At 40.7% G+C, this 24,432-nt stretch carries 27 protein-coding genes and 2 tRNA genes; 11 read left to right on the forward strand and 18 right to left on the reverse strand.

The window, feature by feature from the left end; translation table 11 throughout:
- Positions 1-161: 161 nt before the first annotated feature.
- Genes HYW79_01180 through HYW79_01190 form a run of 3 tightly spaced genes read left to right on the forward strand, consistent with a single transcriptional unit; the run spans position 162 to position 3,639 of the window.
- Positions 162-1,898: a ribonuclease J gene (locus HYW79_01180; protein ID MBI2635139.1), complete on the forward strand. Its 1,737-nt coding sequence runs from the start codon at positions 162-164 to the stop codon at positions 1,896-1,898.
- Positions 1,899-1,902: 4 nt separating this feature from the next.
- Entirely contained in the window at positions 1,903-2,934 is a 1,032-nt protein-coding gene (gene trpS / locus HYW79_01185; protein ID MBI2635140.1) for a tryptophan--tRNA ligase, read from the forward strand.
- 48 nt (positions 2,935-2,982) lie between these two features.
- Entirely contained in the window at positions 2,983-3,639 is a 657-nt protein-coding gene (locus HYW79_01190; GenBank protein MBI2635141.1) for a histidine phosphatase family protein, read from the forward strand.
- 16 nt (positions 3,640-3,655) lie between these two features.
- Here HYW79_01190 and HYW79_01195 read toward each other — a convergent pair whose 3' ends face one another.
- Complete coding sequence (locus HYW79_01195) at positions 3,656-5,044, reverse strand: phosphomannomutase/phosphoglucomutase (protein MBI2635142.1); 1,389 nt, start codon at positions 5,042-5,044, stop codon at positions 3,656-3,658.
- Positions 5,045-5,072: 28 nt separating this feature from the next.
- Between HYW79_01195 and ychF the strand changes: the two genes are divergently transcribed.
- The 5 genes from ychF to HYW79_01220 all read left to right on the forward strand — a co-directional run bounded on the left by ychF (position 5,073) and on the right by HYW79_01220 (position 8,287).
- Positions 5,073-6,110, forward strand: coding sequence for a redox-regulated ATPase YchF (gene ychF, locus HYW79_01200; protein ID MBI2635143.1), 1,038 nt, complete (start codon positions 5,073-5,075; stop codon positions 6,108-6,110).
- 137 nt (positions 6,111-6,247) lie between these two features.
- The gene (locus tag HYW79_01205) at positions 6,248-6,946 is read left to right on the forward strand and encodes a hypothetical protein (protein MBI2635144.1); all 699 of its coding nucleotides are present in this window, start codon (positions 6,248-6,250) and stop codon (positions 6,944-6,946) included.
- 201 nt (positions 6,947-7,147) lie between these two features.
- A complete protein-coding gene (gene rpsF / locus HYW79_01210; GenBank protein ID MBI2635145.1) occupies positions 7,148-7,594 on the forward strand; it encodes a 30S ribosomal protein S6 in 447 nt (148 codons plus the stop codon).
- 6 nt (positions 7,595-7,600) lie between these two features.
- The gene (gene ssb / locus HYW79_01215) at positions 7,601-8,062 is read left to right on the forward strand and encodes a single-stranded DNA-binding protein (protein ID MBI2635146.1); all 462 of its coding nucleotides are present in this window, start codon (positions 7,601-7,603) and stop codon (positions 8,060-8,062) included.
- A 3-nt stretch (positions 8,063-8,065) separates the two neighbouring features.
- On the forward strand, positions 8,066-8,287 hold the full coding sequence (locus HYW79_01220) for a 30S ribosomal protein S18 (GenBank protein ID MBI2635147.1): 222 nt from the start codon (positions 8,066-8,068) through the stop codon (positions 8,285-8,287).
- Between the two features lie 43 nt (positions 8,288-8,330).
- Here the strand turns inward: HYW79_01220 and pip are convergent, their stop codons facing one another.
- From pip to HYW79_01305, 17 genes are all read right to left on the reverse strand, one after another.
- The gene (pip, locus tag HYW79_01225) at positions 8,331-9,302 is read right to left on the reverse strand and encodes a prolyl aminopeptidase (GenBank protein ID MBI2635148.1); all 972 of its coding nucleotides are present in this window, start codon (positions 9,300-9,302) and stop codon (positions 8,331-8,333) included.
- Positions 9,303-9,559: 257 nt separating this feature from the next.
- Positions 9,560-10,582, reverse strand: coding sequence for a recombinase RecA (gene recA / locus HYW79_01230; protein ID MBI2635149.1), 1,023 nt, complete (start codon positions 10,580-10,582; stop codon positions 9,560-9,562).
- A 95-nt stretch (positions 10,583-10,677) separates the two neighbouring features.
- Entirely contained in the window at positions 10,678-11,373 is a 696-nt protein-coding gene (locus tag HYW79_01235) for a helix-turn-helix domain-containing protein (GenBank protein MBI2635150.1), read from the reverse strand.
- A complete protein-coding gene (locus HYW79_01240; GenBank protein ID MBI2635151.1) occupies positions 11,363-13,531 on the reverse strand; it encodes a DNA translocase FtsK 4TM domain-containing protein in 2,169 nt (722 codons plus the stop codon). The genes HYW79_01235 and HYW79_01240 overlap by 11 nt, the downstream gene beginning before the upstream one ends.
- Before the next feature lie 126 nt (positions 13,532-13,657).
- Complete coding sequence (locus tag HYW79_01245) at positions 13,658-14,146, reverse strand: hypothetical protein (protein ID MBI2635152.1); 489 nt, start codon at positions 14,144-14,146, stop codon at positions 13,658-13,660.
- 209 nt (positions 14,147-14,355) lie between these two features.
- Complete coding sequence (locus HYW79_01250; protein MBI2635153.1) at positions 14,356-14,763, reverse strand: hypothetical protein; 408 nt, start codon at positions 14,761-14,763, stop codon at positions 14,356-14,358.
- Positions 14,764-15,042: 279 nt separating this feature from the next.
- Entirely contained in the window at positions 15,043-15,423 is a 381-nt protein-coding gene (locus tag HYW79_01255) for a hypothetical protein (GenBank protein ID MBI2635154.1), read from the reverse strand.
- Between the two features lie 200 nt (positions 15,424-15,623).
- Positions 15,624-16,217 carry a hypothetical protein gene (locus HYW79_01260; protein ID MBI2635155.1) on the reverse strand — a complete coding sequence of 198 codons (594 nt, stop codon included), beginning with the start codon at positions 16,215-16,217 and terminating at the stop codon, positions 15,624-15,626.
- 200 nt (positions 16,218-16,417) lie between these two features.
- On the reverse strand, positions 16,418-16,645 hold the full coding sequence (locus HYW79_01265) for a type II toxin-antitoxin system HicA family toxin (GenBank protein MBI2635156.1): 228 nt from the start codon (positions 16,643-16,645) through the stop codon (positions 16,418-16,420).
- A 4-nt stretch (positions 16,646-16,649) separates the two neighbouring features.
- Positions 16,650-16,904, reverse strand: coding sequence for a type II toxin-antitoxin system HicB family antitoxin (locus HYW79_01270; GenBank protein ID MBI2635157.1), 255 nt, complete (start codon positions 16,902-16,904; stop codon positions 16,650-16,652).
- Positions 16,905-17,495: 591 nt separating this feature from the next.
- Complete coding sequence (locus HYW79_01275) at positions 17,496-17,864, reverse strand: hypothetical protein (protein ID MBI2635158.1); 369 nt, start codon at positions 17,862-17,864, stop codon at positions 17,496-17,498.
- An 8-nt stretch (positions 17,865-17,872) separates the two neighbouring features.
- Positions 17,873-18,154 carry a hypothetical protein gene (locus HYW79_01280; protein ID MBI2635159.1) on the reverse strand — a complete coding sequence of 94 codons (282 nt, stop codon included), beginning with the start codon at positions 18,152-18,154 and terminating at the stop codon, positions 17,873-17,875.
- Between the two features lie 139 nt (positions 18,155-18,293).
- On the reverse strand, positions 18,294-18,707 hold the full coding sequence (locus tag HYW79_01285; protein ID MBI2635160.1) for a hypothetical protein: 414 nt from the start codon (positions 18,705-18,707) through the stop codon (positions 18,294-18,296).
- Between the two features lie 92 nt (positions 18,708-18,799).
- Positions 18,800-18,870 (reverse strand) — tRNA-Trp (locus HYW79_01290).
- A gap of 80 nt (positions 18,871-18,950) precedes the next feature.
- A complete protein-coding gene (rpmG, locus tag HYW79_01295; GenBank protein ID MBI2635161.1) occupies positions 18,951-19,112 on the reverse strand; it encodes a 50S ribosomal protein L33 in 162 nt (53 codons plus the stop codon).
- Positions 19,113-19,138: 26 nt separating this feature from the next.
- Positions 19,139-19,210, reverse strand: a tRNA-Thr gene (locus HYW79_01300).
- A gap of 259 nt (positions 19,211-19,469) precedes the next feature.
- Positions 19,470-20,504 (reverse strand): hypothetical protein, encoded by a 1,035-nt coding sequence (locus HYW79_01305; protein ID MBI2635162.1) that lies wholly within the window; start codon positions 20,502-20,504, stop codon positions 19,470-19,472.
- 162 nt (positions 20,505-20,666) lie between these two features.
- Here HYW79_01305 and typA point away from each other — a divergent pair, with 162 nt between their 5' ends.
- The 3 genes from typA to HYW79_01320 all read left to right on the forward strand — a co-directional run bounded on the left by typA (position 20,667) and on the right by HYW79_01320 (position 24,430).
- On the forward strand, positions 20,667-22,490 hold the full coding sequence (gene typA, locus HYW79_01310) for a translational GTPase TypA (GenBank protein MBI2635163.1): 1,824 nt from the start codon (positions 20,667-20,669) through the stop codon (positions 22,488-22,490).
- 76 nt (positions 22,491-22,566) lie between these two features.
- Positions 22,567-22,803, forward strand: coding sequence for a glutaredoxin family protein (locus HYW79_01315; protein MBI2635164.1), 237 nt, complete (start codon positions 22,567-22,569; stop codon positions 22,801-22,803).
- Positions 22,804-23,035: 232 nt separating this feature from the next.
- The gene (locus HYW79_01320) at positions 23,036-24,430 is read left to right on the forward strand and encodes a hypothetical protein (protein ID MBI2635165.1); all 1,395 of its coding nucleotides are present in this window, start codon (positions 23,036-23,038) and stop codon (positions 24,428-24,430) included.
- Positions 24,431-24,432: the final 2 nt, after the last annotated feature.

Here is a 24,432-nt window from a genome sequence, read left to right on the forward strand (position 1 = left end):
ATCTCGTCCGCTTTGTATTTGCGTTCTCCCGCACTTTCCATTTTGGAAAGCTCTGTGCTTCGCACAGAGGCGCGTAGCGCGCGGGGAACGCTAGTGTCTTTTGTTTTGAAAATAGGTTCTAACTTGGTACAATAGAGACACAACAAAAAAATAAATAACATATGATAAAAACAAAAATAACGCCGCCGGAAGTGAGGCTAAAGCCAATCTCCGAGGCAACAGAAAGAGAAGACAGGGAAAAACTTAGGTTAGTCCCTCTGGGCGGACTTGAGGAAATAGGCCGAAACATGTCGTTTTTAGAATATAAAGACGAAATTGTAATCATTGACATGGGTATTCAATTTCCCGAAGAAGAAACTCCGGGAATTGATTTTATTATTCCCAACACTGATTATCTTGAAAAGAAACGGAAAAACATTAAAGGACTTATTCTGACTCACGGCCACTTTGACCATATCGGAGCCATACCTTACTTAATAGGAAAAATCGGCAACCCGATTATTTACGCCACCGGAATGACCAAAGCCCTCGTATTAAAACATCAGAACGATTTTCCTCATGCTCCGAAACTGAATATTATTAACGTGGAAAACGGCAGTATCGTAAAAATCGGTAACTATTTCACAGCAGAGTTTTTTGGAGTTGACCACACAATTCCCGACACTGCAGGCGTTATTCTTAAAACACCGGTTGGCAACATTGTTCATTTTGCCGATTTCCGAATTGAATATAATGCTCTTGGAGAGCCCCAGGATTTAGACAAATACCAGCAAATCGGAAAAATGGGTATTCACACTCTCATGATTGATTCGACCAATGCCGATGAACCGGGACGCTCGCTTTCGGAAAAAGTTGTTGAAAAAAATCTGGAGGATCTTTTTAGAAAGACAGAGGGAAGAATTATTATTACCCTGTTTTCAACTCTTCTAACCAGAATTTACGAGATACTAAAAATCGCCGACAGAATCGGGCGCAAAGTTGCTATCACCGGACGCTCAATGAAAGAAAATGTAGAGTTGGCCCAAAGTCTCGGATACATCAAGCCGGCTAAAGACCTTATTATACCAATTGAGGAAGTTAACAAATATAAAGATAATCGGGTCATGGTATTTACTACAGGTTCTCAAGGCCAGACAAATTCGGGATTGATGAAAATCTTAACCGGAGAAAACCGCTATGTCAGAATAAAACCCGGTGATATGGTTATATTTTCTTCGTCATCCGTTCCTGGTAATGAAAGAAGTGTTCAAAACATCAAAGACGGACTCTGCCGGCAAGGAGCGGATGTATATACTTCCGAATTGATTGACATCCACGCAAGCGGCCATGCGCCCGCCGAGGACTTAAAAACTGTGATAAAACTTATTCAGCCGAAGTTCTTACTGCCGGTCCACGGCCATTATTTCAAGCGTGCCGCTAATGCTAAAATAGGGGCAGATTTAGGTATGAGCAAAGATCACTTAATGCTAATGGATAATGGCCAAATCGCCGTATTAGATAAAAATTCTTTCAAAATAAGCAAAGAAGCGGTACCGGCTAACTATGTTATGGTTGATGGGTTGGGCGTAGGTGACGTGAGCGAAATTGTTTTGCGCGATAGAATGCTAATGTCGGCCGACGGCATGTTCGTGATTATCGCCGTCGTTGACAGCAGTACTGGAAAAGTTAAAGGCGATCCGGACATTATTTCCCGCGGCTTCATATATATGAAAGAATCAAGAGAACTACTGGGCCAGACAAAGAAAAAAATAAAAGAAACAATCGCTAAAACCACGATTCCCGGCGCCAGTATTAACTGGGTGTATGTTAGAAATAACCTGCGAGACAAAATCGGCCAATTTTTGTATACTAAAACTAAGCGCCGGCCAATGATCCTGCCGGTTATAGTAGAGGTATAATATTATGCAAAAGAAGATAATTCTCACTGGAGACAGGCCTACGGGGCCATTACACTTGGGCCATTACGTTGGCTCTCTTAAAGCGCGCGTGGAATTGCAAAATGAGTATGACACCTATATCCTAATCGCCGATATGCAGGCCCTAACAGACAACGCCGATAACCCGGAAAAAATCCGTAAAAATGTTTTAGAGGTCGCCTTAGATTATCTTTCCGTCGGCATAAATCCGAAAATTTCAACTATTGCTATTCAATCGGAACTCTCGGCTCTCTGTGAAATTGCTATGTATTTCTTAAACCTCGTAACACTAGCGCGATTAGAACGCAATCCAACCGTGAAAGGCGAAATGAAACAAAAAGGATTCGGAAACAATGTTCCAGCCGGTTTTTTAACGTATCCGGTAAGCCAAGCGGCCGACATAACGGCTTTTAAAGCCGACTTGGTTCCGGTTGGTGAAGATCAACTCCCAATGATTGAACAAACAGCCGAGATCGTCAGGCGATTCAATAAAATTTACCCCGTTAGAAGCAAAACTTCTAACGGGGCTTACAAACCGATTTTGGTTGAACCCAAAGCGCTTGTTTCAAAATTTTCCCGCCTTCCCGGAATTGAAGGTAAAAGTAAAATGTCTAAATCGCTTGGAAACGCAATTTATTTGTCGGACTCTGCCGATGCTGTTGCTAAAAAAGTTATGGCTATGTACACCGACCCCAAGCATATTCATGTTGAAAACAAGGGAAAAGTTGAAGGCAATGTCGTCTTTACATATCTTGACGCTTTTGACCCCGATACTAAAGCGGTTGAGGATTTTAAACGCAGATACCGAGCCGGAGGACTGGGCGATGTTGTGATAAAAACCCGGTTGATAAATGTTTTAGAAAAATTCTTAAGGCCGATTAGAGAGCGTCGCGCCCAGTTTGAAAAAGAGCCGCAAAAATTAATTAAAATCTTAAAAGACGGAACAGCGAAAGCAAAAATTGTCACTTCCAAAACTCTTACAGAAATCAAAAAAGCAATGCACCTTGACTATTTTTAAAAAACATAGTACCGTATTGTTTTAGTTATTTAACAACCGGAGGAAAACGTGCGGCGACTGTATCTTCTAAGACACGGTCAGATTGATGCAAATGTTTTAGGCATTATCGCCGGTAAAACTCCGGATATGCCTTTAAATGAAACGGGGTTACGACAAGCTCGTCTTACGGCAAAGGCATTATCACGGGCGGTTTTTCATAAAATCTATATGAGTCCGGCCTTACGCGCCAGACAAACAGCCAAACAAGTTTCTGAACATCATGTTCCGGCTGTTTTCGGAGAAATCCAAGAAAATTTTAGAGAAATAAATTTCGGGTTTTTAGAGGGTGTGTCGTATAAAGAAATCGGAGAATCACATGCCGATTTGTTAGAACTTTATAGAGAAACTCCGTCGCAATGCGTTTTTCCTAAAGGCGAAAGTATGGCCGATGCTTATAATAGGGTTGGCCGAGGAATCAATAAAATACTTATAGAACATCCCGTAAATGAGAATGTTTTAATTGTTAGCCACGGCGGCACTATGGCATTAATTTTTCTTTACTTGTTTGATCTTAATATGGATAAAATGTTTCATTCTATACGGCACAATAATTGCGGCCTTTCAATTATTGATCTTGAAAACCCCGATAAATGGGATACGCCGCGGCACAAACCGAGAATAATATGCATGAATGGTATTAGTCACTTAAAAGAAGAACATTATTAATAGATTAAAATCTATATTATATAGTATCTTTTTTTATCAAAGCAACCAAATCTTTTTTAACTCTTTCCAAAGTAATTTCGTTTTTTGCTTCAATATTTAAACGAATCAGCGGTTCGGTGTTTGAAGGCCGGATATTAAGCCAGAAATCTTCGGCTCTTACAGTTAAACCATCAAGCCAATCCATATCATAGCCCTCAAAATTTCGGGCTATTTTTTTTATAAACTCTTCATGATTCTCGGTTTTAAAATTAATTTCCGGGATAGAAAAATATTTATTAAGCTCATACTTCAAAACCGACAGGCCTTTTTTCTTCCGACTTAAAATATCAAGCATTACAAGAAAACCGATAATTCCGGAGTCGGCAAAAAAATTATTCCGGAAGTAATAATGGCCGGAGGTTTCTATGCCTAAAATGCCGTTTACTTTTTTAAGACGCTCTTTAATGTAAGTCCCGACCCGCTCTCTGATTGCTCCGCCACCGTAAATATTTACCACATCCGAAACTATCCGGCTCACTATGGTTCCGTAAACAATCTTGCCGCCCGGATTTAAAACCAAAAAATGCTTCGCCATAATAGCCCCGATAATAGACGGGCTAACCGGCTCGCCATGTTCATCAACAAAAACAATCCGGTCGCCGTCGCCGTCAAAGGCGCAACCAAAGTGATAATGGCCGTTTTTTACTTCATTGATAAGGCCTAAAATATTTGACAGAGTGGTAGGATTCGGTTCGTGATACGGAAAATTACCATCCGGATTAAAATAAAGAGGCGTATATTCCACCGGCAGTTTTTTTAAAATTTTTGTGAGTATTGGTCCGACTGCGCCAGAAGAAGCGTCAATGGCCACTCTCATCGGTCTTAAGCTCTCAGGATCGATAAAACTTAAAACGTGATTTACAAAATCCGCGCTAATGTCTTCTTCTGCGACTGTCCCCTGTTTTAATCTAATGTCTCTATTGGAATCGCCGGATATTTCTTTCCATTTTTTTTCTAAAGCTATTCTTTTTATATCATTAAGACCCGAATCAAGACCGATTTCGTCCGCGTCTTTCCTCATCAGTTTAAAGCCGTTGTATTCTTTTGGATTATGCGAAGCCGTAATCATCGCGGCCGGAAAATGTTTTTTTCCCGAAGCAAAAAAAACCATGTCAACCGTAACTTGGCCGATATTTAAAACGTCAATGCCTTCGTCGGCAATGCCGCTCATAAAAGAACGCGCTAAAACCGGTGAAGAAAGCCTCGTGTCTTGTCCGACGACAATTTTTTCCGGTTTTTCGCCTTCCGTTTCAAGCAAATAGCCGGCAAAAGCCCGGCCGATTTTATAAGCTGATTGTTCATCAAGATCGTCGGGATAAATCCCGCGAATATCGTAAGCTCTAAAAATTGACGGATTGATTGACATAATTTTATTATAACATAACAAAACAATTATGAGTCTCAAAATAGGAATAGTCGGTCTGCCCAATGTCGGTAAATCAACATTGTTTAAAGCCCTGACGCGGGAAAAAGTTAATATCGCCAATTTTCCTTTTGCCACTATTGACCCAAATATTGGCATCGTAAAAGTTCCCGATGAACGGCTCTATAAGCTCGCCGAGATATCCGAATCAAAAAAAGTGATTCCGACGGTTGTTGAATTTGTTGACGTTGCCGGGCTGGTAAAAGGCGCCCACGAGGGAGCCGGTTTGGGGAACCAATTTTTAGCGCGCATCCGCGAAGTTGATGCTATTGTAGAAGTAGTAAGAGATTTTAAAGACCCGGATATTATTCATGTTGAAGGAAGTGTTAGCCCCATCCGCGATATTGAGACTATTCAACTTGAACTGGTAATGGCTGACCTCCAAACTATAAACAAGCGGCTAGAGAAAAGTTTAAAAGACCTCAAAAGCGGCAACTCCAAAGCGCAGGAAGAAAAAATAATAATTGAAAAAATAAAAATCGCGCTTGAAGAGGGTGAACTGGCTGCTAAAGTTAATTTGTCTTACTCCGAACTTAATCTTATAAAAGATCTCCATCTTTTAACGCTAAAACCATTTATTTTTGTTTTCAATGTATCCGCACAAGAGACCTCGAGGACACAAATGCGGACAAGCGGAGTTGAACTTGACTTAAAATTTGAAGAGGAGCTCGCGGAAATGGAGGAATTAGAAGCAAAAGAATTTAAAAATGAATCGCACCTTGATGATTTAATTGTTTCAGCTTATAAAGTTTTAAATCTTATTACCTATTTTACAACCGGGGAAGACGAAACCAGAGGCTGGACCATAAAATCCGGTTCAACCGCGCCCCAAGCGGGGTCGGCAATTCATACCGATTTTGAAAATAAATTCATCAGAGCCGAAGTAATAAACTGGCAAAAACTTTTAGAATGCGGTTCATGGTCCGCGGCTCGTGATAAAGGATTCCTGCGAACTGAGGGTAAGGATTATGTCGTAGAAGACGGCGACGTAATTGAATTTAAAATTTGACCCCGTTAGAAGTCCGACAAGTCGGCAGACGCCGTCGGCGTCTTACTTCTAACGGGGTTGACAAAGCTAACAAATAATGCCACACTTAGTGTAAGTACTTTAACATTCCAAAATAACTCCAGACGAAGGAGAGCAAGATGGAAAACATTATGTTTTTTGTTGTAACTGTTATCGCCTACTCATCGGTGATGAGTTGTTTTATCTTGAATAATTTTAGCTGGACTCGTTTCAGTAAAAATACGGCGCTTATAGCGCTTCTTGTTCTGCCGATTAACATTAATGGAAATGTGTTTACCGTTGCCGGAAATGCCATAGCCGAAAAAAATATCTATTCGACTTTATCTATTTATCAAAAGGCTGGAAATAACGCATATTCCATTATTGGAATTATACAAAATGCGGGACAAAACGCCTCTACCTTAATCGGTCTTATCGGATCTCAAGAAGCGGGACAGAATGCAATTACTGTTTTTGGCCTTGCTGGGTATCAGCAGGCGGGGCAAGATGCGGCAACCGGCATTGGCCTTGCGGGATATCAACAGGCGGGACAGTATGCAATTACTGTTTTTGGCCTTGCGGGATATCAGCAGGCGGGACAGAATGCAATTACTGTTTTTGGCCTTGCGGGATATCAGCAGGCGGGACAGTATGCGGCAACCGGCATTGGCCTTGCTGGGTATCAGCAGGCGGGGCAAGATGCGGCAATCAGCGCGGGCCTTGCGGGATATCAAAAAGCAGGACAAAGTGCGGTAGCCACTGTGGCCGTCGCGTTTTACCAGCGCGTTGGTGAAAAAACAAGGGCATTTGGAGCGTTTTCAAGGCTTTCCAAAGATTAGCGTGTTATTAACGCAAGAATTTCTTCAACGGTCGCCTTTGGCGACCGTTTTTTTGATTTTATTGACAGCGCCTATTATCTTGTGATAAATTGCGTCCGATGAATCCCGTTAGAAATCTTGGCAGATTAGCTAACGGGAAAATAGGCGAATAAGCAAGCAATCAAAAATTTAGATTAATATTTATAATAAATTTCTAACGGGATGAATGAAGCTGAAAACAAAAGAGAATATGAGATGTCTTTCCTTTTAACCCCGGAGATTTCGGAAGATAGGCTTGATTTTGAATACGCGGAATTAAAGAAGCTTATTTTAGAAAGCGGAGGCGAAGCCACTCAAATAAATCCGCTTGAAGACAGGCGCCTGGCTTATCCTATAAAAAAACAAAAACAGGCGTATTTAGGCGTCATTTACTTTAATATTGATTCCGATGGACTCGATAAAATGAAAGGCGTTTTAGCTCTTAACACAAAAGTCTTAAGATTTCTTATTTTAAATAAACCTAACAAATCCACTAAACAAAGGGTTGATTTAACTGTGCGAATGCCGGAAGCAACGCCTCTGCCGACAACGTTGCCTAGCGAAGAAAGGGCAGCAGAAATTCCTAGCGAAAGTTTTGATAAAAAATTAGAAAGTATATTAAATGGATAAATTTTTATGAATTTAAATAAAGTTTTTATTTTAGGAAATTTAACCAGAGATCCGGAATTGAGACAAACGGCAACCGGCCAAAACGTAGCAACGTTTGGCGTGGCCACAAACCGAATTTGGTCTAACCAATCAGGGAAGCAAACACAAACGGAATTCCACAATGTGGTTGTTTGGGGGCGCCTTGCCGAAATAGCCCACCAGTATCTTGGCAAGGGCCGGCTTGTTTTTGTTGAAGGACGGCTTACGACAAGAACATGGCAGGATCAAAGCGGACAAAAAAGAAACCGCACCGAAATAGTTGGCGAAAACCTTCAACTTGGACCCCGCCTGCAGACGCCTGAAGCGTCAGCGACTGGCGGGCAAGCGCGTTTTAACCAAACTCCGAAGTCAGAAGTTCTTCCGGAAGTTCAGTTAGACGACATGCCTAAAAACGATGAAGAAATTAAAGTTGAAAATATACCTTTTTAGAACATGGAAAAAATCAATCTAAAATTAAATGTTTGCTACTTTTGCAATCAAAATATAGACGACATTGACTATAAAGACGCCGATTTACTGCGCCAGTTTATTTCCGCTCAAGCAAAAATAATGCCAAGAAAGCGAAGCCGCTTGTGCGCCAAACATCAGAGGCGCCTGGCCAGCGCCATAAAACGCTCCAGATTTATGGCTTTTCTTCCTTTTACTTCAAGATAAGAAAAATAAATACCGACCATAAAGATCGGTAATCGAAAATCTCTTATTTTCTGAGTTTTGCTATCATCAAATCCGTTTCCGAAACCAGCTTCTTGAGAATTTCCGGATCACTGCGAGAGTGCCCTGCAACAACGACATGAAGTTTTGAAATAGGAAGTGCGCGATGCAAGCGGATTGCGCTCTCTACTTGACACACATCATCATAACGCCCGTGAATAATTGAAATGGGAACGCGAGGTATGCGATGTGCGTTTTTCAAAATATATCCATTCTCCAGAAAACAGAGATTTCTAATATAGTGGGCCTCCATTACGGCCAGCGAAACAAAAGGTCCTGATAATATTTCTTTTCTTAGATCTTCTTCGGATCGTGAAACAAGATTTAGCCGCGCAGATTCATAATATGACATCTCATAAGCGTATTTGCGTTGTGTCTTTAAATCGCCGGAGGTCATCATGGCAAAATAATAATCAATGGGATTATTACGCGCATATGCAGGTAAATTATTAAGAAAACGCTCGCATATTTCCGGAAAACGAGAACGTTCCATCTGGCCGTTTAAATAATCAAGGCATTCTTTTCTTTCTGAAAGGAAAATCCCTCGCAATACCATGCCCAAAACATTTTCCGAATGTTTAATCGCGTAAACAAGTGCAAGAGTTGACCCCCAAGAACCACCGAATATTAATACCTTTGTCTTTCCGAGGTGATTTAGTAATTTACGAATATCATCAACAAGATGCTGTGTAGTATTGGCGTAGATGCTTGCGTAAGGCCTGCTTCTGCCACTTCCGCGTTGGTCAAAAATTATAATACAGCATTTTTTAGGATCAAAGAATCTTCGTGTGTTCTCATCACAACCGGCTCCCGGCCCTCCATGCAGATAAAGCACGGGAATACCGTTTGGGTTGCCGCATTCCTCATAGTAGATTTCATGTCCGTCACCGACCGAAAGATAACCGGAATTATATGGCTCAATAGGAGGAAAGAACCCATCGCAAACTCGCGACTTCATCAAAAACTCCTTTTTCCTTAAATATTAAATTGTTAAAGTGCCCTATAGATTACTATAACTAAGTACAATTGTCAATATTTTTTATTCTTTAATAAATATTAAAAAATAACAATAGTAATTTTCCGAAGCTTATGAAAACGTTTTAGCATGGCTTCGCCCCGCAACTGCGGGGCGAATAAAACGTTTTCATCGGACAATGAGGGAGCCGCTGGGCGACCGAGTGCGCGAGGAAAATTATTATTGTTGTTTTTGATTCTTTACGCGATTTCGGTTTTCTCTTTTTCTTTTACAGATTTTTTGATACCGCTAATTATATCTTTAAGCAGATTTTGATTTTCTTTAAGATTTTGACGGCTGGCCTCAAATCCCTGGCCCAACTTTTGATTTTCATAGTTTATCCAAGTGCCGGATTTTGACAATACATTATATTTAAGCCCGCAATTAATTATATCGCCTTCCCGCGATATGCCCTCGTTATACATAATGTCAAACTCAGCTATTTTGAATGGCGCTGCCACTTTATTTTTCACAACTTTTACCGTTACTCTGTTCCCGACGACATCGTCGCCTTTTTTAATCTGGGCGTTGCGACGAACGTCCAGCCGAACGGAAGAATAGAATTTTAAAGCCATGCCGCCCGGCTGGGTTTCGGGATTCCCGAAAAAGACACCGATTTTCATTCTTAATTGATTTATAAATATCACAGCCGTATTGCTTTTAGCGGCAATGGCATTTAATTTTCTTAGCGCCTGCGACATAAGGCGCGCCTGAAGACCCATATGGGAGTCGCCCATTTCCCCTTCTATTTCGGCTCTTGGTGTAAGAGCCGCTACCGAATCAACAACGACAACATCACAGGCATTTGAGCGTACTAAACTTTCAACAATTTCGAGCGCCTGCTCGCCATTATCCGGCTGTGAAATTAAAAGATCGCTGACGCGAACGCCAATTTTTTTAGCGTATTCCGGATCCAAAGCGTGTTCGGCGTCAACAAAGGCAGCCAGTCCTCCCTTTTTTTGCGCCTCAGCAACCACGTGCAGTGCTAGGGTGGTTTTTCCCGATGATTCCGGCCCGTAAATTTCAATAACCCGACCCCGCGGCATGCCTCCAACGCCAAGCGCTATGTCCAAAGAAAGAGAACCCGTAGAAATTACATCGACATCAACCTTAGGCACTTCGCCAAGTTTCATTATTGAACCTTCGCCAAACCGCTCTTTTAAACTTTTTACTGCTTCATCCAACGCCTTATTTTTTACATCATTTTTTGGTTCTTTTGCCATATTTTTCTAAAAATTGAATTAATTAATAAAAATTTTTAGATAAAAATATGAGCATCCCGCCGAAGCCTTAGCGAAGGCGGAGGCCATACCTTTATTTATTCTCTAAAAACCTGTCTTATTATTTTTGTAACTTTTCCGAGGTTATTAACTGATTTAATTTCAATAATGTTCAAGCCGGCGGCGAGCTGAATATCTTTTGAAAAACTGCCGTCAGAAGAAACATACACGTTCTCTCCGTTTACTGTCAAATCAACACCGCTGTCGGTTTTGCCTTTTACAAGAAGCGATTCATCACGGACAATCATATCCTCTTTTGGTTCTATAACCAAATTAGGCGGCCCGATCAAAAAATTAAATTGATACCATAAGTAGGCGGAAACTAAAACTAAAAGCGTCCCGCCTAAAAAAACCATCAGTTTTTTCGGCGTCAAAATAAAATACGAATTTCTTTTAGAAACAATAGGGCTGTTGACATAAGATATCTCGTTTGTCGCATGGTTCTCGTTTTTATACATTTCCATAATTTCATTTTCATTAAGATCTAAAAATTTGGAAAGTCGTTTGAAAATTCCTTCTCTATAAATCGCCGGCGGCAATTTATCAAACTCGCCGGCTAAAAGCGCCTGAAGATGATAGACCTGAATTTTGGTAAGTTCGCTTAGTCTTTCCAAATTTAAGTTTTTTTCTTTTAATTTTTCTTTTAAAAAATCAGCGAACACCGGCACGATCCGGCTTTCTAAAATAGACTTATTTTTTTCGCTGGCGCGAAGTACCTCATTTTTATTCTTCATTAGTTTCATTTAAACTTGCGTCATTTTGATTAAATTTATCAGAATAAACCTCTCTGGGCTTTGCGCCATCGCCGGGGCTGATATAGCCCTGCTCTTCAAGAATATCCAAAAGGCGCGCCGCCCGAGCATATCCCACGGATAGCCGCCTTTGAAGAAGCGAGGCCGATGCTTTTTGGGCTTGCAAAATAACCGTTTTGGCCTCACCCAATAGTTCATCCTCTTCTCCGCCAACCGGCGAATCAAATTCGTTCGGATTGGAAAAATCTAATTCCGGCGGAGAGAAAGTTGTTGATTCTTCTGTTTCGCCAATTTCCGAAACAGGATTTTTTTCGGCAATATAATCAACAACCCTTTTAATTTCTTTCTCCAAAATATAGACACCTTGAAGCCGGCGTGGCTTTGAAGCGTCGCCGGCAAGATAAAGCATATCACCGTTCCCCAAAAGTTTTTCAGCTCCGGCCATATCAAGAATTGTCCTAGAATCAACTTGGGAAGGTACTTGCAATGCAACGCGGCTGGTAATATTGGCTTTAATCAAACCAGTCAAAACTTCTACCGACGGCCTTTGGGTAGAAACGATAAGATGAATTCCGACGGCACGCGCCATTTGCGCTAAGCGGATAATCGTGCCCTCAACTTCCCTACCGTAAGCCGCCATAAGGTCGGCTAATTCATCAATGACAATAACTAAGTATGGCATAAATAAGTCTTCTTCTTTTTTCCTCAAAACTTGATTGTTGTAGCTTAATATATCCCTAACATTGGCTTGTGAAAGAGTTTCGTAACGTTGTTCCATTTCTTTAACCGCCCATCTTAAGGCATTGAGTGATTTTTTCCCGTCGCTCAAAACCGGCGTTAAAAGATGGGGCAGATCTCGGTAATAAGCCAATTCAACTCTTTTGGGATCAATAAGAATAAATTTTAATTGACCCGGACTGTTTCGCCAAATAAGTGACGTGATTATACTGTGAATGGAAACGGATTTTCCAGAACCGGTAGCGCCGGCAATTAGAAGGTGGGGCATTTTTGAGAGATCGGTAAAAACCGGTACGCCGCTAACGTCGCGGCCCAAAGCAAATGTTAAAGAATTGGATTTTTTGAAAGTATCCGTATCAAGCAAGCTGCCGAGCCGAACCAGGGCTATAGATTTGTTCGGCACTTCAATGCCAACCAGGGCCTTGCCGGGTATCGGCGCTTCAATTCTTAAAGGATGCGCCGCCAAAGCCAATGCCAAATCATTATGCAAAGTTACAATTTTTGCAATTTTCACGCCTTGAGCCGGCCTTAGAGTGTATTGAGTGACAGTCGGACCAACATTAACTTCCCCCATTTCAACATCAATACCAAAATGTTCTAAAGTTCTTCTGATGATATTGGCATTAGCCTTAATATCGCCCGACATCGGACGGCTTTCCGCTCGTTCAAGCAAATCTATAACCGGCGGATTATAGGCATTACCGATAAATTTGGGGATTTTAAATTCATCTTCACCCTCCGCAACCCCGCTTTGCGGGGCGAAGGAGGACTCAACCGTTTTTGGTATCGTCATCCGTCTTTCTTCTTTTGAAATCGCCTGGTTTACAATCACCGGATTAACTTCCCGACCAGATTCTGGACGAGGCTCCCCACTTTCGGGAGCGACTTCTTCCTCCTCTTCTTCGTTTTCATCTTTCCCGATTCTTAAGGGAATATTCAGAGTCATCAGAAGCGATATAAAAACAAAGGAAATAAGAAGAACTAAAGAAGCCCAAAAACCGAACATTTTATCTAAAGAAACGGCTAATATGTAACCCGCTAAACCGGCGTTATTATCCGAAGAATAAAGCTCCGAGATGCCTAAAATTGAAATAAAAAGTAAAAAGGCGCCAAATATTGTTACAAAATAAATATGTTCGCGGCGCGATTTTAAAAATTCGTAGGCCATCACCAAAAATACCGCCGGCAGAATGAAATAACCCCAACCAAAAAGATAATTGAAAATTTTGTAAACAAAATCGCCGAATGGCCCGGCTTTCTGCCAGACACTTAAGAGAACGATAACGGCAAAGCTGAAAAATAAAATCGCCAAAATGGCTTTCTTGGTCTGGCCTTCCAAATCAAAAAGAGGTTTTTTCGCGTGAGACGGAACTGATTTTTTTACTTTTTTTCGTCTTGCCATACTGATATAAATCTTAGTATAAAAAAGAGCCGCTGGCAAGCAGCGGCTAATGCGCAATTATAGAGTCGCAATTCAACAATAATAGCAGCTAAATATTATTCATGCGAGCACCGCCGTAATTAAATTTTATGAAAATAATCCACCGAAATAGTAATGTTCACCAAACTTTTGTCCAGGTACTCCAACCTGTTCCGATGTTGCAACTATATACTCATGTCCTCGGAAACTACCAAAGTCGTTTTTCTCAACCTTATTTAAATACTGCAAAGTGTGGTTTTCACCTTCTAACCGTTCAGGGCCTCTTCCGCCAATAAAGATGTTATTACTGTAGTTTCGCATTAAGGCTCGTTTCAGAAAAGGAACTACTTTCTTGTCATACCAACCGCCGTAATGCATTATCCAGACAGGTTTTTCAGCAATCCAAATTACTGTAGTGCCATGACTTGAACTTGAGCCTGGTGCCACTAAGTAATAATCCAGTAGATAGTATTCACCCGCCCGAAAAGGAATACTCTTTGAGCCTGGTAAGCCTAGAATAGGGGTTTTCGGTACTGGCATTGCCCAACCGCTTCTCATTGCCTCAAAGAAAAACTCTTCTATCTTTTGGATGCTCATGTGTTGCTCCTTTACTGCTCTTAAGTTGTTAATTAACAACAAATAAAATAACATAGGAAATGTCGTTAGTCAAGATTAGTAGGAGCTCGTGGAGAGTATTGGTTTGAGAGATTGGATAGATTAATTTTGATTCCAAAGATAAAATAAATCCCCCACACTCATGTATAAGTGTGGGGATAAAAAAAACCGCTGGTTGAACCATGCGGATTTTATAATCTATTTTTGTACCATTGCAATTGTTTTCCAATTCCTAGGCTCTTAAGAGGAATGATGCATTTTCGTTCTTGAAGTAATTTAACAATAAACTCTCTGTATTTTTTGCCACAGAAAAAATGGATTTCAGCGCTCTTAATAATTCTTCGTCGAATCTGCTTCACAACTTTTCTCGACCATTGTTTTCTTTCACATACAGCCATATTATTTAATGTGACATCATATTGTCTAATTAGTTTACTAGGTTCAAGAAGACCGTGTTTTGCAGAAAGAATAAATACTTTGTCAAAATGACTACTGGCATACTTCCATGCGAGTCTAAAGAGTGAAGAGATATAAATATCTTTTGCCTTGTAACGGCCATCGCGTTTGTTTTTTACACAAGAAACCAAAGCTACTTTCATTAGCGGCCCCTCCCATTTTTTCAAGAACTAATTTAGTTTAAGATAATACAACTTTTAATTCAAATAAATTATTATTTTAATTGATAGATTTTTGCAGGGGCACCTGGATTCGCCCCGCAGCTGCGTGGTTGGAGACCGTTGTTTTCTTTAACAGGGGCTCGTAGAGGATGTTAGAACCGGGGTTGAGAAATTAAGTATGCCAATTGATATTCCTAATTTAAGTTTTGGGAAATAAAAAATCGCCGGTCTGCCCGGCGATATATACCAAATTTAGTAATATTAGTTTTTATTTTTATGTACTCCCGAGGTGCCTCCGTCTCTTTTAATAGTTATTATATGATCATATCTTGATGCACCCTTACCAAACATATAACCCACTAATTGTTGTTTATCTCCATTTTTTAAGATAGAAATTTTATATGCGGCTGGCACCGGTAATTCTTTAAATTCTATTCTACCTTCGGAATCGCTTATCCCTGTCATTTCATTGATTATTTCTTTTGATTCAAGAGATGAAAATTGCGACACAAAAACAATCTTGCCGCTGCCCCCATCTTCAAATTTAACTACAATTTCTGTTTTCTTTGAATGACTAAATTGAATACAACTGGCCACTATTATTGCAACAAAGAACAATGCAAGCCGAGAAATAATTTGCATCGTTATATCTCCCTTTTTAGTTTTTCAAGAACAATTACTTATTAAATAACATTAACAATTATCATCTGTCAAATCTAGCAGTGGGTACTGGACGAAGTTAGAATCTGTTTGATGGGTTTGATGGGAAAATCGCCGTTTGGAGTTGTGAGGAAATGGTAATAAAAAAAACCGTAGATTTATTTTTTATCCTTCTTAACTAATTATCTACGAATCATATTTTTTACTACTTCTAAATTCATATCTCCTCGATGAAATTGTCCTAGATATCTGTAAAATCTTTCTAAAATCCTTATCTTATTCTGTTCGTAAACCTGCAACATTTTTTCTTGAATTCCTGAATGATTTATAACCCACAAAGCTTTAAAATTCTTTTTGTTTTCGACATCAGGTAACTGCACTGAATCAATAAACTCGACATTAGATTTTCCTAACAACTCGACCATCAAGTAATTGAGAGCTATGATTTCGTGAGAAAACCAAAACTCGCATTCAAGTTTACCGCTCAAGGTCTCCCCGAGAGCAGAAACCGCTTTCATCCAATTTCGTGGCTCTCCCCACGGGTCTGGATGACGGATAAAACAAAAATCATACGGTTGGCCGACTTCCCGTAAAGTACGGATTAAGAAGAGTTCATTATTAATATTAAATTTTGTATTAGAGTCAGCAAATAAATCTCTCACAGCAGTAACTGCATTTTCAGATTTAATAAATCCATATATATCAACCGACTCGCAATCCTTCCAATTAGATGGTAAATCTTGCACATTTTCAAAAGCTAGAACTAGACATTTCATATTTTTATAATAACAGGTTTTATCCCACTCTGCTATTAAATTTATTTTGCAGGGGCACCTGGATTCGCCCCGCAGCTGCGGGGTTGGAGACCATTGAGACTGCACGGGTGGAGGGAATCGCCCCGCCACTGCGGGGTTAGAAACCATTGTTTTCTTGGCAGGGGCTCGTGGAGGATGTTAGAACTGCTATCCAATTATTTCTATAATATTTTAATAAATTCATCAACAGTAAGACCAGATTGTTTAATGATTGATCTTAAAGTTTTTGGAGTCAAATCTTTGCGATGAAATGGAATTGTAATTCTCAAATTTTTCTTATCTAAATGACGCAGTTGAATATGGCTGCCGGATTGATGGAATTCATAAAACCGAGCTCTTTTCAAAGCTCGGATTACCAAAGATGACGGGATGCGAGGAAGTTTGGACACAAATTTACATTGTGATATCAACTTTCTCTCTGATTCTTGTAGATGAATTACTGAAAGGTAATGCTTTTTCTTTTAGTATTGCTTCTAAATAGCACCGAATAGCGTCTTTTGCCATTTCTCTTGAGTGTTTCAAATTGTCACCTTCAGTCACAAGACCAGGAAGTTTTGGGACAGTAATGGTATACCCAGCTCCGTTGGATTCAAACATTACTTCGTATTCGTAGATTTTCTCTTTATAATTTTTCATTAACTCAATCATATCAAATTATAAAAAAATCTGTCAATAAATTTGAGCAGGTAGCTTGTGCAAGGCATCGCTTGTGGTGAGCGAAGTCGAACCAGAACCGAGTTTAAGAGATTAAACAGGTTAATTTTGATTCCGGAAGTGAAATAAAAAACCACTGGTTTATAGTAGGCAGTGGTCATAATATTAAACTGTAGTATTATTTAAAATCTTAAAGTGATCCGTGCCACTCACAATACGCACGATCCTTACAATGTTCTTTCCCATGTCTTTCGGAAAGATTGTGCCAACCCATATAGTCATGAAAAAAGAATATGCGCCTACTACCCCATTTGAATTTCAGGTCGAAACCATCAAAACCATTATCCTGAAAGTACAGCCTAAAACTTTTTAGAAAACTCATCAGTCTTTTCAAGATTTGTCCCTCCAGAAATTGTTAGAGAATTCAATTCTTCAGATCATTACATAAATTTAATAAAAAGTCAATATATTTTTGCAGAGGCTCGTGGAGGATGTTAGGACCAAGATTTGGCTTAAAAATGAAGAGGTCTACATCCCAGAATTGGCGCCGGCAAGTTAAATAACCCTTCCCCACCCCGCCACTCACTATACCATTCTCTCCAATGCTACAGTTCTGTATTTGCAATCAACCAGTGCTTTATAGCCAAACTTTGTTAGAAAACTGATACCTGCCAATGGAAAACTGTCAGATATTAAAACTTGAATGTAGTTTGTTGCTCCTTCCATTGACGCAATAGCAAGGGCTACAGGAACTTGGATAATCTGACCATTAGCAATCTGTGTTTTAGTAATACCAACAACTTTAAGACCAAGCTCCGTTGCTATTTTAGGCGTTACTTGCAAATCGCCCGTAAAGCCAGTGTCTAAAACAACAAAAGGGGCTTGCACAGATTGCCCCCAAGCCACAACTACTTTTATTAAAGGTATGTTTTCTATGAATACGCCGCTGATCATTTTACAAATTACTTAAAATTGTCGGTAAATGTTTTTGCCATCGTTTCAGCCACGTCAAATCCTATCTTAACAACATAAAAAACCTTATTAGGATGATTTTGTCTGGCTAATTCAAGAGCTTCAGCGCTTGTGTTGCCAAGATATGTATTTTTACTCTCAATATCAATCGCCAAAAACTTACCTCTTTCTTTGGGATCATAGTTGACTTTAATCTGCTCGTATATTTTAGCTCCTTCTTCTGCTATTCTCTGAATATCGGCTTTTTTAATTAGTTCTTCATTGTTATTCATAGGTTTGAAAGGGTAAGGAGTTATTAGTAATTCCACTATAACAACAATTCATAAAGAATACAACAATATGCACTATGTGCCCCACCCCGCTACTCACTATATATTTTATAGGGGCTTATGGAAGACATCAGAACCAGAATTATATCTTATTCAAATCCCCGTCTAAAATAGTTGGTTTAACCAAGGCAATCTCAAGAGCGTATTTTTGATTTTTATCTATTGGGTAAAGAAAATATATTTTTTTCTTAAGATAATAACCGAGTCCAATTTCCATCAAAACAGAAGTTCCTATATAACCTTCAATTCTATTTTTAGGATAATTTAATATAAGCAAAGCATCGCTTTCAGCTACTCTTTCTAATCCTTCATAAAGCGAATTACCTTTTTGCGCCTGTTTTAATTCATCATTAAAAACCTCCTTTGTATTAGGATTATCAGAATAATGAGAAACGTCTTGCGACATTACTATTGAATGTCCGTTGGTTTCTAGTGCTTCTTTTGCAGTTAGCATTTCTTTTGCAAACTGCATACTGCTACAAATCATTATTTTCATACAGTTATATTAACAAAAATAACTGTATTTTCAAGCAGGGGCACCTGGATTCGCCCCGCAGCTGCGGGGTTGGAGACCGTTGTTTTCTTTAGCAGGGGCACCTGGATTCGAACCAGGGTCCTTCGTTTTGGAGACGAAGATTCTGCCGCTGAACTATGCCCCCTACTTCTTTCCTTCTTTATGAACCGTATGCTTTCTGCACCATTTGTCCCGCTTCGCGGGATCTCGCGTAGCGAGACAGAACTACTTTTTTGCTTCTTTGTGTAACACATGTTTTCTACACCACTTACAAAACTTTTTGTATTCCAACTTCCGCTCAACCAGTTTTTTATTTTTCTGGGTATAATAATTTGTCCGCTTACATAGCGAGCATTGAAGTTTTGTTACTTTGTCTTGCGCTTTCATAATGTTTTTGATTATTTATTTACTAAAGCCACCCGTCAGATTCGAACTGACGACCTACTGTTTACAAAACAGTTGCTCTACCGCTGAGCTAGGGTGGCAAAAGTTTTGAGAGCAAAAGCACTGCTGAAAATCCTCACTCAATTTTACAATCTCGGCAACGCCTCAATCAAAAAACTGTGTTCGGATTTTCCCCGGGCGCTTATTTAGCGCCCGTCAAAAGCTGCGCCTTCTCGCTTTTGACCCGTTTCGCTACCTCGGCATCCTCCGCGACTTTGTAAAAGTTATATCACATTTTAGCTTAAATCACAAATTTTATATTATTTATAAAACCCCGATTAATCGGGGTGATAAGATTTATTAAAGAAGCAGAATCCCCTGCTCCGTAAGAAACGGTAACAGCACAAGCTCGGCCGCCGCCTCGCTCGCGCCAAGAAGTTCGCTGCGCGACCAAAGTGTAGGCTCCCCATAATCTTTTTTCCTATTTTTCTGAAAAACTTCCAGTGTTGCCGGAGGAGCAATGCGGCAGGTTACAACATGCCGTTTCCCGAAAAACATGAAGTTTTCTAGTTCTTTACTAACCTGCTCATGAATATCAGCCGGCACGTGCGCATCACCAAGAAATTTTTCAACATTTTCCGCAACGCTTATGTCGCGATTTATATAGTCAATCCATTTAAGATGGCCGTTTGTCTCGTCAATGTGCCTGATTTCTCCATAACGGAGGTCTGCCTCGGCTAAAGTTTCAAGCTTGGCAACGGCATTAAGATGCCTTGGAGTAGTTTCAATGGCGATGATTTTTGAGAAACCGTCTTCTACGGCTTTTTTCACTGGAAGATTTACAATGAGTCCGGCATCAACAAACTGATATTCTCTTCCTCCAAAAAATACAACCATTGGTTCCCAGAAAACCGGAATACGCATTGAGCCAATCACGATGGCTCGAAAAAATTCTGGAGTCATTCCGGAAGTTTTATTTGAAAACGAAAGTATCTCGCCAGAAATAAAGTCGGCAACAGCTACCTGAAGTTCGATTGGCGACCGAAGCACTGCTTCAAAATCTACTTCACGATCAATAACCCTATCTAGTTCCTTTGTTTTAAAAATAGATGAAGCCCCAAGTATCGGCAAACGCCCTCTTTTTACCGACTCTACAAAGAGTCTCCAATAATCACGCTTATAAAGTCTCCCTGGTTTTATACCGAGCCATATTTTCTCAAGACACGAAGCTTTACCAGTCATAAATCCAAGAGCGTTAGGTACTCCCCCGGATATTGCATAGATTGCTTTAGGGTAGATACCAAGCGACTCCAAAAGCACCAAACAATGAATCTGAAACATGGCGCGATACGAACCTCCGGATAAAACTAGAGCTAAATCTTCCACGATTCTCATGGTAAAACATCCTTTCTTTGCGATCGCGGCTTTTTATGAAAGATCGATTGCTTTTATTATAGCATATAAGAACGTGCTATGAAAGACTCCGCGATGTTGACTCCCGGTGTTTTTTGTACTATTATAATATAAGAGATTTGGCCACTCCAAGGCCTATTTTTTATGGAAATTAGAAATATCGCTATTATTGCCCATGTTGACCATGGTAAAACCACACTGACCGATGCCTTAATGCGCCAAACAGGCGCTACCAGCGAAGGCGTGTCTATGGATTCAAACGCGCTCGAACTCGAGCGTGGAATTACCATATATTCCAAGAATGCCTCCGTTTATTATCCCTCGAAAACCTCGGGACGTCCCGTAACAAAAATCAATATCGTAGACACGCCGGGTCATGCCGATTTCGGTTCTGAAGTTGAGCGGGTTTTGCGATCCATTGATTCGGTGCTTCTTGTAGTTGACGCGCAGGAAGGACCAATGCCTCAAACACGATTTGTTTTGAAAAAATCGCTAGAGCTTGGCCTTAAGCCAATAGTGGTTATAAATAAAATAGATAAGCCGGCAGCGGATCCGACGCGTTGCGAAGAACAGGTTTTAGAACTTTTTTTTGAACTTGGTGCGAATAATGAACAATCAAATTTTCCTATCGTCTACACAATCGGCCGGCTGGGAATCGCAAAAAAAAATCTTCAAGACGAATCCGATAACCTTGATCCCTTACTTGATACGATTATCGACCATGTTAAACCGGCATCTTCAGATTTGTTAAACCATAAACCTCTTAGAATGCAGCCATTTAATCTTGCTTACGATAACTTTATGGGACGGCTCGCAATAGTGCGCGTTCACGAAGGCATTGCCGCAGCGGGAGCCGGTGTTTTTATTAAAAAACCAGACGGCGAAACCCGTTCCGGAAAAATCACCAGAATTTTTACTTTCAACGGTTTGGAAAGAGTTGAAACAAGCGAAGTGCGCGCCGGCGATATCGCGCTTATTGCCGGTCTTTCTGATATTTATATCGGCGAAACAATAGCGGCGGATGACGCGGCACTTCCCTTGCCGGCCATTGCTATCGACGAGCCAACTATCGCGCTGACATTTCTTGTAAATAATTCGCCTTTTGCCGGACGCGAAGGAAAATTTGTAACCTCGCGCCAATTACGCGATTATTTAGAACGCGAACTTGAAGTAAACGTAGGATTGCGAGTTGATTTTAATCAATTTGATAATTTTCGCGTCTTTGGTCGCGGTGAATTTCATATCGCTATTTTACTGGAAAACATGCGGCGCGCCGGCTACGAACTGCAGGTTTCCCAGCCGCAAGTTATTATCCGCGAAGAGAACGGCAAAAAAGTAGAACCATTTGAGGAAGTAATCGTTGATACGCCGACCGAACATCAGGGAACAATTATAGAGCGTCTTGGCAGTCGCGATTTTGTCATTAAAGAAATTAAGAGCATGGGCGAAATATCAAGGCTTTCATTTGAAGGTCCGACGCGCGGACTTTTGGGATACAGAAGCCAATTCGTCATAGATACCAAGGGCGAAGGCATCCTTTCATCGCGCGTTATCGGATTTCGCCCGTACGCGGGAGAAATTAAAAAGCATAACACCGGCTCCATGATTTCAATGGCATCTGGCAAAGCGCTGGGTTACGCGCTTTGGTTTTTACAGGAACGAGGGCTTATTTATATCGGTCCCGGCACTCAAGTTTATGAAGGAATGGTGATTGGGAATACTTCTAAAGGAGAAGAAATGCCCGTTAATCCGACAAAGGGCAAACATCTTACAAACGTACGCGCCTCCGGTTCCGACGAAGCGATAAATCTTATTCCACCTTTCACGCTTAGCATTGAGCGAGGCCTTGAAATAATGGCGGAAGACGAATATCTGGAAATTACGCCAAAAAGCGTCCGCCTTAGAAAACAATATCTTTCCAAAGTAGAACGGGCCAGAGCGCACCGGATGATTACTGGTCAAAGTTAGCAATAACTGTTATGCTTTAAATAACAGGATTGAATAATGAAATTTTAATTTATAATTTTTAAAATTAACAAACTTTATGCCAAAAGTCACCATTTACACAACTCCTACCTGTATCTACTGCAAAATGACCAAGGAATTTTTTAAGGAGCATAACATCGCATATGAAGAAAAAGATGTTTCTTCTGATGATAAGGCGCGGGAAGAAATGATTGCCAGGTCCGATCAGATGGGCGTACCGGTAATCGATATTGACGGTCAGATTACAATCGGCTTTGATAAAGAAAGGCTTTTAGAATTATTAAAAATAAAATAATTACAAAATCCCCCCGCAGCTGCGGGGGGATTTTGTTTTGGTGCGTTTATTCTACTAAATCCAAACCTATTTTGAACGGAACTGACCGCCTCCGCTTCGCTCCGGCGGAACGCTCGGGCGCGGCGGAATTCCCCCCGCACCCCCCTTCCGCCACGCCCTCGCTTCCAAAATTTCATGGCGAAAAAAGATGCGAAAAATTGTTGGTAGTTTGAAATTATGGTAAAATGAAATCATGGATGAGTCGAGGCTTGAACAACCAAAGGTTCAGGAAACAACAGAAGATAATAAAGAAAAGTCACACGCAGACCTTGCCGAAAGCATGGAACTTGATCCTCGATTTTCGGAGATCAGGAGTGAGTTGGTGAAAGACTGGGAAAAAGCAAGCGCCCCCAAAGACATTCTAACTGCCGAAGGTCAGGATTTTCAGTTTGGTGATCCAACTGCTTTTCGACGCGGCGAAGAACCGATCTCACTTGAGGAGCGCGCGCGGAACGCCTTCGCAGAACGTTTTCCTGATGACGCAAAGGAGTATGCCGAAAAGGAAAAAGTGAGAGTGTATGAAAATCCTAAAGATGATCCCGCAATTCTAGAAACGGAAAGGAGGATTGCGGAAATGACAAACTCACATCCTGAGATTCAAAACATTATACGTTTGGGGCGAGGCAATTACGGAGAGACGTATGATCGCGCCCAGCTTCACGCGAGCATGGGCGAATGGAAATGGTTCATTGATACCTACCCCGAGAAAGCCCAAGCATATAAAGATAAGTTTGAACCCGTTAAATGGCGACTTGAGGGTATTGAACGAAGAAAGAAAGGAGAAGAACGGCAAGAGCGGCTCCGTACACCAGATCAGGAACAAGTCAATGAACAGTTTGCCTTGCGGCAGCTCGGAGGAAATTACGACCACGTTTCCCAAACACAAGAGAGGGTTCTTAACCTTAAGAAAGAAGCTGAAGAAAGCAAAAAGTCCTTGCAGGAATTGCAACGCTCGGCCGGTTTTCCGGAAACCGATACCGAGACGGCAAGCAGTAAATTATTTGAAGAAGAACGAGGACGCCTTGAAAGAGAGTCGCAAGCGCTTACGCTCTTAGAGCAGCATTACTTGGATTTATATTCTGCCGAAACCGGAGAGCCGATAGAGGGATCGGAAGAATTGGAAGAACAGCTGGTAGAAAAGTCGCGAGAAATGGAGGAAGTGGCAGAAAAAACTCAAGAATTTCTCCGAAGGGAACGTGAAAAGTTTATTACTGAATTTATCAAGGACGGCACGGAGCAAGTTTTCCAGAAATTCGATAGGCAGTTTAATGAGAGTGAAAATGGACAAAAGGCCAGGAACTTACTCAAGGTAAAAATATGGCACACAGTCGTGAATAGTGAAAAGGAATGGATTGAAACCGGAAAAGGAAGAGGAGATTTGATAGGTTTCAAGGCGGCTCTCGAGATAAAAAAGTATAAAGTGCCCGGACAAGAAAAAGAGAAACAATTTATTACGAACATCAAAGTTGAAATGATGGGTGAAGAAGATCGGGCAGAGATAGCTGAGTTAGTAAACGAACAAGAAAAAGCACTATTGCAACGTAAGGAGAAAGAAGGCACAGTTAAAAAAGAGGAGAAAACAAGTTAAAT

The sequence above is a fragment of the Parcubacteria group bacterium genome (assembly GCA_016186325.1).
In the GTDB taxonomy this organism is placed as follows: domain Bacteria; phylum Patescibacteriota; class Minisyncoccia; order UBA10092; family UBA10092; genus JACPHB01.

Excerpts from the sequence above, each read along its gene's own strand:
- HYW79_01180 (MBI2635139.1), top strand. The coding sequence starts at position 162 with ATGATAAAAACAAAAATAACGCCGCCGGAAGTGAGGCTAAAGCCAATC.
- trpS (MBI2635140.1), top strand. The coding sequence starts at position 1,903 with ATGCAAAAGAAGATAATTCTCACTGGAGACAGGCCTACGGGGCCATTA.
- HYW79_01195 (MBI2635142.1), bottom strand. The coding sequence starts at position 5,044 with ATGTCAATCAATCCGTCAATTTTTAGAGCTTACGATATTCGCGGGATT.
- ychF (MBI2635143.1), top strand. The coding sequence starts at position 5,073 with ATGAGTCTCAAAATAGGAATAGTCGGTCTGCCCAATGTCGGTAAATCA.
- HYW79_01205 (MBI2635144.1), top strand. The coding sequence starts at position 6,248 with ATGGAAAACATTATGTTTTTTGTTGTAACTGTTATCGCCTACTCATCG.
- rpsF (MBI2635145.1), top strand. The coding sequence starts at position 7,148 with ATGAATGAAGCTGAAAACAAAAGAGAATATGAGATGTCTTTCCTTTTA.
- ssb (MBI2635146.1), top strand. The coding sequence starts at position 7,601 with ATGAATTTAAATAAAGTTTTTATTTTAGGAAATTTAACCAGAGATCCG.
- HYW79_01220 (MBI2635147.1), top strand. The coding sequence starts at position 8,066 with ATGGAAAAAATCAATCTAAAATTAAATGTTTGCTACTTTTGCAATCAA.
- pip (MBI2635148.1), bottom strand. The coding sequence starts at position 9,302 with ATGAAGTCGCGAGTTTGCGATGGGTTCTTTCCTCCTATTGAGCCATAT.
- recA (MBI2635149.1), bottom strand. The coding sequence starts at position 10,582 with ATGGCAAAAGAACCAAAAAATGATGTAAAAAATAAGGCGTTGGATGAA.
- HYW79_01235 (MBI2635150.1), bottom strand. The coding sequence starts at position 11,373 with ATGAAGAATAAAAATGAGGTACTTCGCGCCAGCGAAAAAAATAAGTCT.
- HYW79_01240 (MBI2635151.1), bottom strand. The coding sequence starts at position 13,531 with ATGGCAAGACGAAAAAAAGTAAAAAAATCAGTTCCGTCTCACGCGAAA.
- HYW79_01245 (MBI2635152.1), bottom strand. The coding sequence starts at position 14,146 with ATGAGCATCCAAAAGATAGAAGAGTTTTTCTTTGAGGCAATGAGAAGC.
- HYW79_01250 (MBI2635153.1), bottom strand. The coding sequence starts at position 14,763 with ATGAAAGTAGCTTTGGTTTCTTGTGTAAAAAACAAACGCGATGGCCGT.
- HYW79_01255 (MBI2635154.1), bottom strand. The coding sequence starts at position 15,423 with ATGCAAATTATTTCTCGGCTTGCATTGTTCTTTGTTGCAATAATAGTG.
- HYW79_01260 (MBI2635155.1), bottom strand. The coding sequence starts at position 16,217 with ATGAAATGTCTAGTTCTAGCTTTTGAAAATGTGCAAGATTTACCATCT.
- HYW79_01270 (MBI2635157.1), bottom strand. The coding sequence starts at position 16,904 with ATGATTGAGTTAATGAAAAATTATAAAGAGAAAATCTACGAATACGAA.
- HYW79_01275 (MBI2635158.1), bottom strand. The coding sequence starts at position 17,864 with ATGATCAGCGGCGTATTCATAGAAAACATACCTTTAATAAAAGTAGTT.
- HYW79_01280 (MBI2635159.1), bottom strand. The coding sequence starts at position 18,154 with ATGAATAACAATGAAGAACTAATTAAAAAAGCCGATATTCAGAGAATA.
- HYW79_01285 (MBI2635160.1), bottom strand. The coding sequence starts at position 18,707 with ATGAAAATAATGATTTGTAGCAGTATGCAGTTTGCAAAAGAAATGCTA.
- rpmG (MBI2635161.1), bottom strand. The coding sequence starts at position 19,112 with ATGAAAGCGCAAGACAAAGTAACAAAACTTCAATGCTCGCTATGTAAG.
- HYW79_01305 (MBI2635162.1), bottom strand. The coding sequence starts at position 20,504 with ATGAGAATCGTGGAAGATTTAGCTCTAGTTTTATCCGGAGGTTCGTAT.
- typA (MBI2635163.1), top strand. The coding sequence starts at position 20,667 with ATGGAAATTAGAAATATCGCTATTATTGCCCATGTTGACCATGGTAAA.
- HYW79_01315 (MBI2635164.1), top strand. The coding sequence starts at position 22,567 with ATGCCAAAAGTCACCATTTACACAACTCCTACCTGTATCTACTGCAAA.
- HYW79_01320 (MBI2635165.1), top strand. The coding sequence starts at position 23,036 with ATGGATGAGTCGAGGCTTGAACAACCAAAGGTTCAGGAAACAACAGAA.